Genomic DNA, 15,725 nt, shown 5'->3' with positions numbered 1-15,725 from the left:
GGCTGTGTTTCTGATTTTCCTTTCAGCAGTACCACTAACGCTACTGCTGTATTGCCCGATAATGACAATCGTCAGTGCCGTGACGCCCTGGAAAGGGTTCCGAACGGCCTTGGTTCGACATCGTAAGAAGCATTACACAACCCTGCATCTGTCGACATTTGACCGGGTTGGCCATCTTAATCTCCGGCGTGCGGCACGCTTTCACCGGAGCTTTCTGGTCACGTTGCAGCTGGCGCTACAAAGAGACAGCTCGCCGGTGTACTTCACATCCCATCTGATGCGACCGGCACACCTGAAAAGCATGACTATCCTGATGTCAAAAATGGGGGAAACGCACCGCTGGCGCTGCACCACAGTCACGATACCTCCAGCCATCAGAAACGGGATACGGCTGCAAACATTTTTACAGGAATGGCGCTGGATAACCGTACCTGAAACCGGCGTGCTTGTACTCATTCGGCCGCGCCGGAAAGCTCGCTAAAAAAGCAAATACACAAACGTAATTAAAACGAACACGCAAACGCAGTCGATCTACACGATCGAATTAACTCGTTATACATACGCGTCACGATTAATTATTCTTTAACCCACTGAGTAACAAAGTTTAATTTCACTTAAGGGGGCCATGTGGCAAACAGTCTCACAGCAATTTTCACCTCGCTTCTGGCGCTCCCCGACCTTGATCGGAACAGGATTGCAGAACTGCTTCAGCGCAATGATAAGAAGCCCATGCAGACCACATCACTTCGGTTGCGACCTGGTACCCGTCAACTGATTGATGAGCTGTCAGGCAAAATTGGAATTTCTCAGTCAGAGTTGCTGAGTATGGTAATTGAAGGCTCTTTTCGCGATATCTTCCTGCCATTCAGTAATACTGCAATCAGCGTTATAGACCGCTTTGAGCTACTGATGCAGTCACACGAGCTTAGCCCGACAGACATCGCAGAACTGCTGTCGTCATGGAATGTTCGGGTTAGTGTGCTACAGGACAGGGAACGTACAATGGACTATCTGTCCACCCCGCTTCTCCAGGCGCTCGCTGACTGGTTTTTCGTTTCTCCTGGCTGGTTGCTTGGAAGCAACGTTCCCCCTGTCGACACAGGCAGCGCGAGTCATCAATGGCCACAAACGGAAGAAAATTTCCGGGAGGTAATTATTCCTTCAGCCGAAAATAATAATGACAGCATTATTTTCTGGAAGACTGAAAATACAACTGAGGATAAAGATCAGGAACGAAACGGCATATTAATTAAGAAGAAAATATCTTCATCTCAGCTGACATATTTTCCGGTGCTATCCATTATTACGCGCACCCTGAATACAGAGCAGGAATGCTGGAAAGAGCGACTCCTCAGGGAACACGCAGCAACAGGTACTATCCGCCTCGTCACCTTAGGTGCAGGGCTGGCAACAGCACTTGAACACGGAACAACGTTACCCGTACTTATATTCAGACAGCTTTAAACCACGCTGAAAATCTGAATTAAAAAAGAAAAAGGAAATTTTGATGCTGCCGCATCAGGACCTACTTTTGCCCTAAATCCAGACAGGACTACAGGAAATTTACTTATGAAAAAGACTCACATTGCAAAAACACTGATATCTTTCGCCGTCATGATGGCATTTCATGCGGGAGCTGCAACCTCTTATATGGAAGCCCGCAGCGATGCGATGGGCGGGACTGGCGTAGCTTCCGCACATTACGGTACAGCTGCCTTATCCAACCCGGCACTCCTGACGAAATTTGGCGCGAACGATGACTTCAGCCTGGTGCTGCCGTCCGTAGGTGTCCAGGTAGCAGACCCAGATAATGCCATCGATAATACCGATGACGTAAAGGATCTGTGGAACAATTTTGACAATGCAGTTGACCGCCAGAGCGGTGTCAGCGAAAGTGCAGCCGCATTACGCAACAAGTTGGAAGACCTGAAGGACGTAAAAGCAAACGGACAGGTCGGGGCATCTGTCATTGCTACCACTCCTAATAAAGTGCTTCCATTTGCGGTTGTCGTGAAGTCCTGGGGCACCGTTTCCGTAAACGGCAAGGTCAGTGATCACGATCTACAGTATCTCGATAATATCGCCAGCGGCGCCATCCCGTCAGATACGGTAGACAAGGATGCACTAACGTCCCGCGCTTATGGTCGGGCTGCCGTTATCACCGATGTCGGTGTGGCTATGGCGCACGAATTTGAAACAGCGGGACATAGCTGGTCACTGGGGATCACGCCCAAGTATCAACGCATCGATCTTTTCAACTACAGCGCAAAGGTAAACGACTTCGACAAAAATGACCTGAATTCGGATGACTACCGCAATACTAAAACCGGATTTAACGCCGACATCGGTCTGGCAACAAACCTCGGCGACAACTGGATGCTGGGTCTCGCGGTACAGAACATCATCGCCCGCACCGTTGACACTAAAGCAGTGAATGGTGAGAAAGAAACATTCAAAGTAAAACCACAGGCCACTGCAGGCGTGGCATGGAGTAACAGTATCCTGACCACCGCTCTCGATGTGGATCTGACCGAAGCAAGCCGCTTTGAGCGGGATGACAAACGCCAGTTCGCCAGTGTGGGTGCCGAACTGAATGCCTGGAACTGGATGCAGGTACGCGCGGGTTATCGTCAGAACATGGTCTCCAGCGAGGGCAACGCTTTCACTGCGGGTCTGGGCTTCTCTCCTTTCGACGTAGTACATCTGGACCTGACCGGTATTGCAGGAACCGATCGTACCTACGGTGCGGTCGCACAGTTGCAGTTCACGTTCTGATAGTTTAGGGGAAGCCCGCAATGGGCTTCCTCTGCCGTTTCTTTGTGTGTTATCCCCTGTGCACTGGCTGTAATCCCCCCGAACTTTCTCCCGCTGAGACCGTTGAAGATGAAATCTTTCCGATATGTACATGTATTGCATCAGATCAGCAGTGTTGCTTTCAGCAGCCTGATAACTGCGCCAGCCACCGGTTTTTTTATTCTGTTCATGTTATTTGGATTCAACCACTCGCTCGCCGACACCTTCCTTGAACAGGCCCGATCACTTACCGGTGATGCACCACCAGGCATGGTAAGAGAATGTAAACAATCAAACGATAGCGGCCCGCCATCTCCTCTTGTAATGCCTCAGGTATGCAAAACGGTATTAATTGATGAGGATGACTGGAAAGAGCGTGTTGACGATACCATCAGGCAGTTTTATCTCACTTTCTCTGTATTCGGACTTTTATTCTGGATGACCGCAAATAATCAACCATCTGAATTAATTAGCTGGATACGCAGGAAAAGTAAACATCAAAATTAACGGCATCATAAGCCTCGCCCACTGAATCTTCTGGCTTTAATCTCCGTCGCCCCCCGGCAAGGTAACTACCATGAATTGTTTAATGCTTCCCGGCGTGTTGGCCATCTCCCTGCTCGCCGGCTGCCAGTCCTGGACTACGCCATCAACGTCTCCAGTTTCTCCTTCCCCCGACCGTTACGGCGCGGCCTCATCCGTTTCCGTTACCCGTCACACACAGTATCAGATGTGGAATAACGGTGTCTGGTCCGGTTCGAAAACCGCGCCATCATCCATGGAGATCGTTCGCTCCAACAGCGCTGACGTCTCTTTCGACTGGGAAGGTGATGCTGTGGAGCTACTGGATGAACTGGCGCGGGCACGTGGCCTGCAGTTCAACTACAGCGGCGTTCGCCTGCCCTTGCCCGTAACATTGCACGTTCGTGGCATGACGTTCAGCAATGTGTTGCGCGTTATCGAAGCGCAGACCGCATGGCGCGCAACCCTGAATCAGTACCCTGGGCTGCTCCAGCTCAACTTCATGCAACCGGAGACCAGAAAGAAATGAAATGCTTTCTCTTGTTACTATTCCCTGCTCTGCTCCTGACTGGGTGTGCAGGAGAGCGGCCGGCTTCACCGACAGATACAGGGGCACCACCTCCGGATATGCAGGCCTGGCTCAACCCGGAGCGACAAAGACCAGAAGGTCTGTCCGAAACGCGCTGGCAAATGCTTACTGATGCTGGCAGAACACTGGGATTCCGGGGAGGAAAATCCCAGCGGGCATGGGAGTTAACCCAGGCACTCAACGCCCGCGAATCCACCCTCAATGCCCTTTACGATTTCCGTCCACTTATCAGCCCTGAAGGCTGGCTTCCTCCGGTTATTGATGAAGCGCAGGACGTAGCACACATCACTCCTGATCAAATTCGCACAGCCTCAAAAGTCTGGACCATCATCCGACCGGAGCGATTCGTCAGTAACCCGCCCAGCTGGCGCAGCTGGTTACTACGCGGTCTGGCCACCACGGCAACCCCTGGCACAGAAGGTCTGGTTGTGCCGGAAGACAGCGCCCAGAGAAAGGTCTGGGAAGACGCACTGAAAAAAGGCTGGCAGGAAGGTCGCGAAAATGCCGATCTGACCTTTGAGGCCAGCATGAATCAACTCACCCGGGACTATCGCGGCATGATGCTTTATTCCCTGCTCTGGCGACGGGGCATGATTTCCCGGCCGGAAGTCACCGAGCAGCAGCAGACTGTTACTGGCAGTGGTCAGAAGCTCGTTACCGGCGATCGTGTTCGCCGACTCAAATCACATGCATCGTTTGAGCTACAGAAATCACGCTGGCGCCCGTCCGTTACCATCCAGTAAGGAGTTTTCCTCGTGAACATATCAGCTATCCCTGACTCGTTCGGGCTTTTCCCGTTCAGCGGTGCCTATACCGCCGACGAGTTCAGGACATTTTTTGCCTGGTGTTCGGCACATGGAGTCAGTGATGTGGATCTGGTTGGCGGCTCACCAGTTTCAGTGAGTCGTTATGGCCGACGTGAGAGAGTCTCAGACACCATACTGCCGAATATCATGCTGGGAAATATGCTTGACGACCTGCTGGGGCCAGAAGTGCGCCCCCGAGTGCAGGGTGGAAGACCGCTGGACAGAGCCATTCAAATCGACGGCGACATGCATGGGCGATATGGCCTGGAAAGGGGGGAACGCGTGCGGCTACGCGCGCACATCATCCAGGGGACATCTGCCCGGGAAGAAAAGGCTCTCTCCGTCACTCTGCGTGTGATCCCCCACATCATTCCCGATTTTCTGAAGCTGGGTATCGAGCCCGATCTGGCGGCGGCAATGCTGCCAAAAACCGGGCTGGGTCTTATTTGCGGTGAAACGGGTTCGGGTAAATCAACGTTGCAGGCGTCGTTGTATCGCCACTGCCAGGACACACAGCCCGATCGCAAAATTGTGACCTACGAAGATCCAGTAGAGTACATTCTCGGCCGCCCCGACGACCTTCTGCCGCCGCATCAGGCTCAGGTAAGACGTGACGTCGCAAGTTTTGCAGATGGGCTTCGCTCCGCAATGCGCCGAAACCCGGAGGTCATCGGTATCGGGGAAATTCGTGACACGGAAACAGCAGAGGCTTCTGTCCAGGCTGGTGAAAGCGGACATTTAACCATCGGTACACTGCACTCTAAATCACCAGGTGAAACCCTGAACCGACTGCTTGGTCTGTTTCCGCCTCAGATTCGTGATGCACGCGCCTGGGAGATGCTTGGGATGTTACGGTTTATCGTAGTCCAGGTACTTGTCAGAACGACAGACGGCAAACGCCGGGCTCTCCGGGAATACATCGTCTTCGACGATGAGCTACGCGATGCACTACAGAATCTCCCGTCAGAGAAGTGGCCGGCCCACATCGATAACATCCTGAGACTGGAGAAAAGGCGCATTATCGATCAAGTGCGTGAAGGTTACGTAACGGGTGATATAGACAGACACGAAGCGGCACTCTACCTACCGACACAGGAGCTTAGACATTGAAACGAGAAGGATTCTGGCGCTATGCCACACCGCCTGTCACCTTTTTTGGTATCCCGCTGCCGTTCCTTTTGCTGTATCTGGTCTGGTTTCGCTGGCCGTCCATGAAGACGCTGTATATCTGTTCCGCCATTCTGGGATTCTTTGTTGCCCTGAATTTCTTTGGCTGGAGTGTACGGGCTATCTGCCTGCGCGTAATAAGTACCTTCAGGGGAAAGATTGCCTCCGGTCGCCCCTGGTGGTACCGGCATTTTGTTGAAAAACCACGAGACTGGACTGGTCTCTGAACCCGATGTAACCCGTTCGTTCCCCATAGCGCTCCCGCGCTACTCCCTCAATATCTTCCAGGAATGTGACCATGCAAAAAAGTCACCGCGTATGGCTTGCCGTACCTCACGAAGAGAAGGACGACGCCATCAACGCCCACCCGCGTCTCAGCGATGGGCAGAAAGCCCTTAAATGGGACGATGAGCACCGCCTCTGGTATGCCCGACCAGGAGCCGACCTGACCAGGTTCGAGCGATGGATGCCCCGCCCCCATGAACTGTCGATGAATGCGGACGATCCGGTAACAGAGTTTGCTCAAAAACTTGAAGAAGCAGGGCTGCTAGTTAAGGGGCTCCCCGTGATGGATGGAAGCCTTCAGCGCGTACCGACGAAACAGGACAAGAAAGGTTCGAAAAGCGGAGCTTACAAGGCTTACCTGGACGGGCGCCCTGCCGGATGGTACCGCGATTATCGCAGCGCCGACGCTAAACCGACGCAGTGGGTGTTTTCAGGTGGTGGCGAGATGGATCCGCTTGCGCGTCTTCATCTCCGTGCACACGCCCAGCAAACGCGTGAAGACAATGCCCGTGCTCTGGAGCAACAGTACAACCGGCAGGCGGAGTACGCCGCCCGATATGTTGACCGCTACCCGCAGGCTACAACGAACGCCTATCTGACCCGTAAGGGTGTGGAGGCTGCGCCGGGTATAAGAATCAACGATAAGCAAGAACTTGTGATCCCCTTCAGCAATGCGCATGGCGACATACGCTCTTACCAGCGTATTCCGCTCACCGGCGGAAAAGACGCCCGCATCCTTAAAGACAGTGAAAAAACAGGTAACTGGTTTGCACTGGGGACGCCACAGAATGGCCTGCCTTTGCTGTTTGCTGAAGGATATGCCACAGCAGCCTCTCTGCATGAGGCATCAGGTCTGCCGGTACTGATGACGGTTGATGCGGGAAACATGATTGCCGTTGGCCAGAATGCTCGTGCCGTTTGGCCTGACAGTCCTTTTATTTTCTGTGCAGACAATGATCATCAGCTGAAGAATGCGCAGACAGGACAACCTGAAAATAAGGGCATCCTGAGCGCTGAGAAAGCGGCAGAACTCACGGGCGGCAGAGTCATCGCCCCTGATTTCACCGAAGAAGAAAAAGCACGCTTGCTGACGGACTTCAACGATCTCGATATCAGCAGGGGCAGAGAAGCCTTCCGTGAGCACATCAGCGACCGCCTCAGGTCTGCCGGCATCGATATCCGGACAGACTACGCACCCAACGATGCACAATTTCTCTCACAACAGGACCCAAAAATGGAAAATCTGGAAAGTCAGGAATCCGGCCAGTCTTCGATTGCCCCGGATGAACCTGTCGTTATTCCGTCTGAAAGCCACAGGCAGGATGAGTCAGTAAACCCAGCGCCTCCCGCCCCGCCTGAACCTGAAATAATCTCTCCGGCAGCGGTGATGCCGCCCGATGAAGCCAGTATCAGTGCGGCACCGGTTGAGAATAAGGCTGAACACGATGAACCCGCCCCCACGTCCCTGCGAGACGCTGATGTTTTAATTCCTGATACGCAGAGCACCACGGACGTGACGATCGCGACATCTTCTGCGGATGCCGGTCAGCGTAGTCATAGTGCCATCGAATCAGGATCGAATATACCGGTCCCTGGCCTCGATGATTATGCAGACATACGCGCGCAGATGGACGACCCACAATTTGCTGAATGGGTGAACAGTCAGTCTGATGACATTCCCCATATGCCTGCTCAGGAACGACAGACAGACCATGAACTGTCAGAAACGGGCAAACAAACCCTGAAGCCTGAGGCTGCGTCACATGAAACAGACGCTGAGTCTCCGGAGCCGATCGTTCCTGAATTACCAATCCCTCCACAGTCCCCCGGAGCAACATCAACCGGGCAAAAACAGGAGCAGACGCAAACTGCCGATGTGGATCCAAACACGTCAGAGCCCTCCCCGGGCAGGAAGGAAACGGCAGAGAGTGAGATGCATGAAGCGGATGGGCTTGTCTACGGACCGCGAAGGCCGGAACCGCTTCAGCGAGAAGATCTCGATGAAATCATTAAAGCCCTGTCAACGGAAGAACAGCGTGACAATAAGGTGCTTTACCGTCTCGACGGGGAAGATGCGTTTCACGATCTCGGCAACCGTCTCGAAATGTGTAACGGTGCGAGTGAGGACAAGCGCAAGGTGCTCGCCGCGCTGGCCGTGGCATCACGCTATTACGGCGGTGTGGTGGAGCTCACCGGCAGTACGCAGTTTAAAGAGCAGGCCATGCGGCTCATTATTGAATATGACCTCGATATCCGAATGAAGCTGCCTGCGCAGCGCGCGCAGCTTGAGACTATGCGGCAACAGTTTGGGGCAACCAGGGATTCAGTCACAACACATATTCCTACGCCGGATCTGAACCGACAGACTCCATCACCTGATGCCGCATCGCCAGTGTCACCGGCAACAGCCGCCCCCGAAGCTGTTACCCCTGACGCTCCGGGCATACCCGTGCCCCCCGTATCACCCACGCCGTCAGCACAGGCAACTGCCGCAAAGCAGCCTGCCGTTTCACCCTCAACAGAGCCTGTAGCGCCTAAGCAGGCCGACAGCATCCGGGTCCCTGATATGCCCGCTGAGCCCGCCCCCTCTGCACTGAAACCAGGCCAGAGCGTCACGGCGGTCCTCAAGAACTTTGGTGAAGCGATGTACGAAAATAAAGAGCAAAAGGGCAAGAGCTTCTTTATCGAGCTACAGAACCGCGGTGGAAGTCATACCTACTGGGGGCAGGATTTACGGGAGTTGATCGCGCACCACAAAACCGGCGATGTGGTCACGCTGACGCTCAATTCCCGTGACAGCTGGCAGGTACCTGGTGAGGAAAAAGAGCGCGTAAAAAATAACTGGTCATTGACGTCCGCCTCAACAGGTCTTGCCGTGGCACATGATCGACCGGAGCAGGGACAGCCTCTTCAGGCTTTCCCGGTCGATACGTTTGGCCGCCTCACACAGCAAATCCGACAGGCTTGGCCTGAGTACACCACAGACCTGAAGCTGCCACCTCGCCTGGAAGAGCGTCAGTTTTATCTGGGCGAAGACAGGCATCCTGTAAAGTCACCGGTAGCCGCGGCCAGCATTTCGCCACCGTCCACGGAAGCACCAGACAGGCTGGTACCCGTCATGGCCTCTATGGACACACAGTCAAACCAGTTAGATCTGCTGCTTGTCCAGTCTGCGGGGGAACACCTGCAGGGGATGGTTCGTCTGGATGGCACGCTGTATCCGGCACTGGCCACGCCAACCACAGACAACAGTCAGCTGGTTATTAATGCCATCACCGATGACGGTCCCCGCTTTGTAGGCTACGGACAGGCGGTGAATTTCGAACCCGACGGCACCACCCGTGCCGCACCTCAGCTGATGACGTTCCACCTGAAAGGTCGGGAAGAGGATACACCGCTTCCCGCCCGGCTCTACACACCGGAAAAACAGGCAGATACCTTGTTCCAGCGCCTCGGTTTTGAACAGACCTGGAAACAATGGGATGACGCCCGAAAGCCGGAGGGCAGACAGGAAAAAGCGCTTCATCAGGAACACTCCCACAGCCCCGGCCGCTAAGCCGATAAGGAGAGAGAATGCGATATCACATGCTTAAAGCCGGACTTTTGTCCGGCTTCATGCTTTTTTCTGCCGCCGCTGCGGCGGCAACCTGCCGAGCAGGAAGTGCTGCTGAAGCGGGTAGCCAGGCTGGTTATGAGCGAGCCAGGGCGGCCGCAACAGCCTGGGAACAGCGCGAAAGCAATGTCTCATCCTCCCTGCAGTCCTGTCTGTCCCGTATCAAGAACGTCAAGGTGACCCTGCCGCAATTCCCCGGGCTCGATGAAATCATTTCGCAACTGGAAAATAAGGTCTGCGAAGCGGCCCTGGATAAAGTCAACGAACAGATCCCAGACAACATCGATCCCTGGAAAAACTTCAACTCCTGAAACCTATGACAAAACAGACACAATCAGCCCCCCCTGCAAAGGGGCGGGCCCCCTCCCCTGCGGAGGATCCGCTGAAAAACGCCGTGAACATGATGAAAACGGCAGAAAAACGCCAGAAAATGGCACCAGAGCTGATGAAGAGTAACCTCCTGCTGGGGAGTGGCCTGCTTATCAGCATCATCCTCAATGCTGGCCTGACCTGGGCTCTGATACAACAGCCACGGGATTACTTTGCCACCGACAGTGGGCGCCTGGTTCGCCTGGCTCCCACTTCCGAACCAGCATGGAGCCAGGACGATGCCATCGCCTTTGGCAGCAAGGCTCTGATGCGGGCCTTTAACCTGGACTTCGTTCATTATCGTGAACAGGTATCCTCTACAGCATCGCTGTTCTCTGAAGCAGGACACGCCAGTTACATCCAGGCGCTAACCAACTCCAATATCTACGATGCCCTGAAACGCGAGCGTATGAATCTTACCGGTTCCGTAGGGGCTGGTGTCGTCATCCGGCGTGGGCGTCTGTCTGACGGAACCTGGTTCTGGACAATGCAGTATCCGGTACGTTTGCGCCTGGTTGGGCAGACGACCAGCAAGCCTGAACAACCGTTTGTTTTCGAAATTACCATCCAGCGCGTAGATCCACGACAGAAACCCGTCGGGATGGAAATCCGCCAGATGATCTCACGCAACGCTCCCCGCAATCTCTGAGGCTCCCGCCATGAAACTTCGTTATCTCATGACCACACTACTGCTGTGTGGTCCGGCCCTCGTAGCCGCCGCTGACAATACTGGCTGGCAGGATGCCAGGACGCCTGGTGCAACAACTGCCGCCGCTCCTCAGGGGGCAGAAGCGCAAACAACAGGTGTACCGGCAACCCGGATTAGTGGAGAGCTCCCGCCCCCGGAACAAAGCTCGCCGCTGGTAGATGAGGCAGCAGGTTTAGACTCGCCTCTGTCAGCGGATGAGATACGCGAATTGAGGCTTCGACTGACCGACAACGAGCGTTCTGTAAATGCCCCAATGATAAGCGTGGTTCCGCGTATCAGTTCATTAACCCTCAATCTTTCTCCAGGCGCCAGTATCCCGCTGGTACGCACGGCCATGAATAACCAGAGCGTCGTCACCCTGACGGACATCAATGGCGCACCGTGGCCACAGTCAGATCCGCCAATTAATGCCAGCCCGAAGAGTTTTGATGTGAAGTTCAATGCTGGAACCAACATGCTGGCCATAACACCACTGCGCCCGTGGGCTGCGGGGAATATTTCCGTATATCTGAAAGGGCTTGATGTTCCAATCATGATCAATGTGACAAGTGGTGAGACAGACACCCGTACTGCCAGTCAGGAGATCGACAGTCGGCTGGATTTACGCGTCCCGCGTCTGGGTCCTGGCTCAGCAGCCCCGGGCGTACCCGTCGATAAAATCGCACTCCACAGCGCCACGTTGCAGGCTTTTCTGGATGGCACACCACCAGAAGATGCCCGTCGCCTTAAATTCCAGGGCAACGTCCCTGACACTGCGATCTGGCAAAGCGGTGATGATCTGATGGTCCGTTCCCGCGCAATGCTGCGCGACGAGTTTGAACAGACACTCTCTTCAGCGGATGGTACGCATCTCTGGAAACTCCCCGTCACCCCGTTACTGACCTTCTCAGTAAACGGGAAATCCGTTCACGTCACGCCGGAGCTTCAGTAATGAGCGCAGAACAGGATGCCGGTAAGAACGGCAAAAAACTTTTTTCAATAATTGGATTTAGTGCCCTGGTTTTAGTGACCGCGGGTTATCTGGCCATGTCGTGGCTGACACATGACCCTTCAGGAACAGATTCTGCCGTCAACCTTAACGGTACGGCCTCAAGTGCCGTAACCACCACGACGGAGAGCCCGCGTTACCGTGAACTGCTTAAAGCCTCAAACGATTTAGGCGCGCAGGAAGCCGCACGGACCGATTCATCCTTCATCGCCAGTCTCCCGGTCGGCCTTGAAGTCACGGAACCCCCTCCGGATAAGGTGCCAGAAACAAAACCGGTGGACCTGCCACCTCCGCCGCCAGCAGCATCACGCCATGCGGAAAACCCGGCCGGAGAAGAGCAGGCAAACGAAAAGCGCCAGGCTCAACTGCAAAAACTGCTTAAGCGGATCAGTGACGCACAGACTGGCGGCGATGCACCGGTGCTGGCAACTGCCCTGGCAAGTGTTACGCAGACATCGCCAGCGACTGGCACAAGAAACCTGGCAGAGACAAAAACTGAAACAGAGAGTGCACAGGTCTTCATCCACGCACTTACGCGTGCGGCCGGTTATATGGAGACTGCCGTGGATTCAGATAACCCCAACTCAGAGGTTGTTGCGGTTATTCCTGCCGGGCCGCTGGCTGGCGCAAGACTTCACAGTTCGTCAGCAAAACTTGCCGGCAATGGACTGGATATCAGATTTACCAGTATGAGTTGGAACGGCATGGAGCTGAACGTCAATGCAAGCGCACAGAGTGAGAAAAACCTGATGTCTTCTGTGGCCTCCGATGTTAACCATCGATGGGGAACACACATCGTTCTGCCCGCTGTACTGGGAGGTCTTGGTGATCTTGGCGGTCTGTACAAGGATGCTAACACTCAGGTTATGCAGTCCAGTGTCGGTACCGTCACCGGACGAGTGGGTAAACCTGATGGCAGCACAGTGGCTGGTGTAATGGTTGGCGGCACAGCCCAGACCGGGGCGGAAGTCATCAAACAGGAGATGGCCCGTGAGCCGTTCCGCCAGGTCACCGTGAAGCAGAAAGAAGTTATCTCCATTCTCTTCGTTGACTCGGTTACTTCTGACGACATTGTCAGCAGTAATAAAGCGGCTCGTCCCGCAATCAATAGCACCTTATCAGCACCCGCTGCCGCAGAGCAGCAAACCGAAACCCGCCTGCAGGAAGCCATCGCGCGCCGCCAGGCTGAAATCCGTCGTCAGTATGGCGATACCGTACCCGTGAGGAACAATGATGAACCAGAAAATTGATATGCCTGAAGAAGAAACACTGGAAAGCGAGGATGATTTTGGCGCGCCAGATCCTCGCGAGAAACCGCCCTTCTGGAAGCGAGACCTGCTGTTTGGCTATTCTCTGCCGTGGCTTCTCGGGATAACGCTTCTGGCAGTGGCCAGCCTCTGGTACCTGTTCGGTCCATCACTGTCATTGACGAATAATACGCCGTCTGAAACCAGCTTCAGTGAAGTTGAAAATACACTCGACGGTGCACAGCATAGTACGGTTGAGTCTGTTCCGCAGCAGGCTGTCTCGCCAGCCGCGGCGCAACCGGCGGCACATACGTCCCTGCCAATGGCTCAGGACGACAGGGCGAGCATGATGACGGATATCCGTGACGAGCTGAACGATCGTGACCGCAAGATAAATGACTCTCTGACGTCGCTTAAAGACAGCGTTACGCGCCTGTCTGATGCTATCAAAAGGGATGAGGCTTACGCAGTAGAAACGCGTGCACAGCTTAATGAGCTGACACAGAAGCTGGCTGTTCTGGAAACCCGCGTAAGCACCTCTGATGCCTCAAAAACAGCTTCCCGGCCCCAAAAACGGCAGACAACCAGTGCTGTTGCAGGCATGAAAATCATGTCGCTGGAAGCAGGAATGGCGTGGATCAAATGGCAGGGCAGTACCTGGTCAGTCCGGGAGGGGGATACGCTGGGTAAAGTCACTATTCGTCAGATTGATCCTGCCACGCGCTCTGTGGTGACAACCGGAGGAACCCTGCGCTAATGGCACTGGATGCCGTCACGCTAATAGAGAATCTTGCTTCGGGCATCTTCACCGCTGGGCTGGATTTATTATTCAGCTGGTCCGAGATGATTGGTTTTTTTGGCCTCATCGCACTTCTGACCCGGCAACGTTCCAGTCGAAGTCCATTGTCCCCGGGCAAGTTTGCTATTGGCCTTTTTTCCTGCGCCGCGCTGGTATCTCTCCCCTCCATCATTAATGCCAGTGGTGCGCAGCTTGGCTTTGGCGCCACATCTTTTGATGCAATCGCGTATGTGCAACCCGCCACCTACGGCGTTGCTGCCGGGGCTGCTAACGCCGTACTTTCTCTGGTCCGGCTAGCAGGAGTGGGGTTTGTCTATGCGGCACTCGATATGTTTCGACGATCAGAGCTTGAGGGGCACACCGCACTCAGTTCAAGTGAAAGCATTCGCGCTGCGACAGTAAAACTGTTTGCAGGGACCGGTATGGTCTTTTCACCTCAGCTCATCGATGCCGCACTTGCCACTCTCGGCCTCTCTTTTTAACACACTTCGTTTTTTTATAACCCAAGGAGACACTATGTCACTTTTCCGTGCTATTTCCGCGCGTCTTTATGCCGTCGTTATTTTCTGCCAGCTGACCATGATGCAGTGCCGCGAGCGCATGATTCAGGGGCTGTGTGCTCTGGTCACGTTCCTGTTACCCGGCATGGCCTTCGCTGATGGCGATCTCGCCGATATGTTTGGTAGCGCCGCCTCTGGTGCCAAAAGCGGTAAAACTTCCGGCCTGGAAATTGCCCAGGCGATCGGTGTGTTCATCTTCATCGGTTCCCTGCTGTCCTTCAAAAAAGTGGGCACCAATCCGCAGATCACTGTGGGCCGCTGCTGTGCAGGTCTGGCCATCGGCGCACTACTGGCCGTAGTCCCTGAAATTATGGGACGAACCCAGAAACAGCTCGGTACCAGCTCTGTCAATATCAGCTAACCACAGGAAAGGGTCGGTGTTTACCGACCCTTTCAGGAGAAAACGATGAGCAAAAAGAAAAAGACACCTGACTGTCCATGGCTACATCCGCTTCCGGTTCCTGATGTTGTCCATTCCACAGCCCCTTTACTTCCTCCCCCCGAGAGCGTTTCTGGAGGGCGGTGTTATTGCTGTAGTGCTGACATGAAACATCTGTTTGTGTTACCGGAATCCCTGCCATTATCCCGACTTGCGGAAGACGCGCAGGATGCCAGGACCCGACTTGTCAGAGCGAAAGACACGCTGGCTCAGCTGGAGTCACGTCCCACCCCGCAGGTACCGGTTGAATATGAGAAACACGCCCGGGCTCTGAAAGCTGCCCGGACCGGGATGCAGCACGCATCACTTGCCGCCCGCCGGATTGCTTTGCGACACATCCCCAAAACACTGCTGACCGACACCAGTCTGCTGTCTGACATCGAACATGCTGAATTAGAACGGCTCACGACACCGTTTCACCTCTGTTACCTCTGCCATGCCTGGCATGCCCTCAACGGATTTGCTGCTGCTCAGGGGGTCATGGTCTGGCTACCGGACCTGCACCCACGTAATGTTGTTGCCCTGAACCGAAAAGCCCTGCAGGCCGTCTTCAGCACCAGACCAGGCGAGGTTCGGGAAGGCCGTCGGGTACTGTCGGAACTGACCCGCCATCGTCTTCCTCTGGAAGAACGTTTCGGGGGATGGCGACCAGCTGACTATGCAGATGCGCTTAAACGTTTCCCGCCAGTCATGCGCGATGAAATGCGACAAAAAATGAACGGAGTGGCGTTGATCCTGACACCTGATTCAGTGACGGACAGTGACGTTCTGTCAGGAGCCTCGCAGACAACAATATTATCCTCACAGTCATCTGGTACCACTGTCACGTAAACCTAACG

Annotated in this window: 17 protein-coding genes; all 17 read left to right on the top strand. The window is 54.4% G+C overall.

Annotation, left to right across the window (positions count from 1 at the left end; all coding sequences use genetic code 11):
• Positions 1-4 precede the first annotated feature (4 nt).
• The 17 genes from FY206_RS25135 to FY206_RS25055 all read left to right on the top strand — a co-directional run bounded on the left by FY206_RS25135 (position 5) and on the right by FY206_RS25055 (position 15,717).
• Positions 5-481, top strand: coding sequence for a hypothetical protein (locus FY206_RS25135; RefSeq protein ID WP_022649982.1), 477 nt, complete (start codon positions 5-7; stop codon positions 479-481).
• A gap of 146 nt (positions 482-627) precedes the next feature.
• A complete protein-coding gene (locus FY206_RS25130) occupies positions 628-1,464 on the top strand; it encodes a ribbon-helix-helix domain-containing protein (RefSeq protein ID WP_022649983.1) in 837 nt (278 codons plus the stop codon).
• Positions 1,465-1,569: 105 nt separating this feature from the next.
• A complete protein-coding gene (locus tag FY206_RS25125; RefSeq protein ID WP_022649984.1) occupies positions 1,570-2,775 on the top strand; it encodes a conjugal transfer protein TraF in 1,206 nt (401 codons plus the stop codon).
• A gap of 108 nt (positions 2,776-2,883) precedes the next feature.
• Complete coding sequence (locus FY206_RS25120) at positions 2,884-3,300, top strand: hypothetical protein (protein WP_123839394.1); 417 nt, start codon at positions 2,884-2,886, stop codon at positions 3,298-3,300.
• Positions 3,301-3,370: 70 nt separating this feature from the next.
• A complete protein-coding gene (locus tag FY206_RS25115) occupies positions 3,371-3,844 on the top strand; it encodes a DotD/TraH family lipoprotein (RefSeq protein ID WP_022649985.1) in 474 nt (157 codons plus the stop codon).
• Positions 3,841-4,647 carry a type IV secretory system conjugative DNA transfer family protein gene (locus tag FY206_RS25110; protein ID WP_022649986.1) on the top strand — a complete coding sequence of 269 codons (807 nt, stop codon included), beginning with the start codon at positions 3,841-3,843 and terminating at the stop codon, positions 4,645-4,647. The genes FY206_RS25115 and FY206_RS25110 overlap by 4 nt, the downstream gene beginning before the upstream one ends.
• 12 nt (positions 4,648-4,659) lie before the next feature.
• Positions 4,660-5,820, top strand: coding sequence for a plasmid transfer ATPase TraJ (gene traJ, locus FY206_RS25105; protein ID WP_022649987.1), 1,161 nt, complete (start codon positions 4,660-4,662; stop codon positions 5,818-5,820).
• Entirely contained in the window at positions 5,817-6,104 is a 288-nt protein-coding gene (locus tag FY206_RS25100; protein ID WP_022649988.1) for a hypothetical protein, read from the top strand. Before traJ ends, FY206_RS25100 begins: the two co-directional genes overlap by 4 nt.
• A gap of 71 nt (positions 6,105-6,175) precedes the next feature.
• Positions 6,176-9,718: an LPD7 domain-containing protein gene (locus FY206_RS25920; RefSeq protein WP_032635082.1), complete on the top strand. Its 3,543-nt coding sequence runs from the start codon at positions 6,176-6,178 to the stop codon at positions 9,716-9,718.
• A 17-nt stretch (positions 9,719-9,735) separates the two neighbouring features.
• Positions 9,736-10,086, top strand: coding sequence for a hypothetical protein (locus tag FY206_RS25090; RefSeq protein ID WP_022649990.1), 351 nt, complete (start codon positions 9,736-9,738; stop codon positions 10,084-10,086).
• An 89-nt stretch (positions 10,087-10,175) separates the two neighbouring features.
• Positions 10,176-10,793 (top strand): DotI/IcmL family type IV secretion protein, encoded by a 618-nt coding sequence (locus tag FY206_RS25085; RefSeq protein ID WP_179297403.1) that lies wholly within the window; start codon positions 10,176-10,178, stop codon positions 10,791-10,793.
• Positions 10,794-10,803: 10 nt separating this feature from the next.
• Complete coding sequence (locus FY206_RS25080; RefSeq protein WP_022649992.1) at positions 10,804-11,784, top strand: DotH/IcmK family type IV secretion protein; 981 nt, start codon at positions 10,804-10,806, stop codon at positions 11,782-11,784.
• Complete coding sequence (traO, locus tag FY206_RS25075; RefSeq protein ID WP_022649993.1) at positions 11,784-13,091, top strand: conjugal transfer protein TraO; 1,308 nt, start codon at positions 11,784-11,786, stop codon at positions 13,089-13,091. Before FY206_RS25080 ends, traO begins: the two co-directional genes overlap by 1 nt.
• Positions 13,072-13,845: a conjugal transfer protein TraP gene (traP, locus tag FY206_RS25070; RefSeq protein ID WP_123839398.1), complete on the top strand. Its 774-nt coding sequence runs from the start codon at positions 13,072-13,074 to the stop codon at positions 13,843-13,845. The genes traO and traP overlap by 20 nt, the downstream gene beginning before the upstream one ends.
• A complete protein-coding gene (traQ, locus tag FY206_RS25065; RefSeq protein ID WP_022649995.1) occupies positions 13,845-14,369 on the top strand; it encodes a conjugal transfer protein TraQ in 525 nt (174 codons plus the stop codon). The genes traP and traQ overlap by 1 nt, the downstream gene beginning before the upstream one ends.
• Positions 14,370-14,403: 34 nt before the next feature.
• A complete protein-coding gene (locus FY206_RS25060) occupies positions 14,404-14,808 on the top strand; it encodes a DUF6750 family protein (RefSeq protein WP_022649996.1) in 405 nt (134 codons plus the stop codon).
• 183 nt (positions 14,809-14,991) lie between these two features.
• The gene (locus FY206_RS25055) at positions 14,992-15,717 is read left to right on the top strand and encodes a hypothetical protein (RefSeq protein WP_063864836.1); all 726 of its coding nucleotides are present in this window, start codon (positions 14,992-14,994) and stop codon (positions 15,715-15,717) included.
• Positions 15,718-15,725 lie beyond the last annotated feature (8 nt).

It is taken from the genome of Enterobacter chengduensis (assembly GCF_001984825.2).
GTDB lineage: Bacteria > Pseudomonadota > Gammaproteobacteria > Enterobacterales > Enterobacteriaceae > Enterobacter > Enterobacter chengduensis.
The sequence above is the reverse complement of the archived record's forward strand: the minus strand, read 5'-3'. Positions and strand labels throughout refer to the sequence as shown.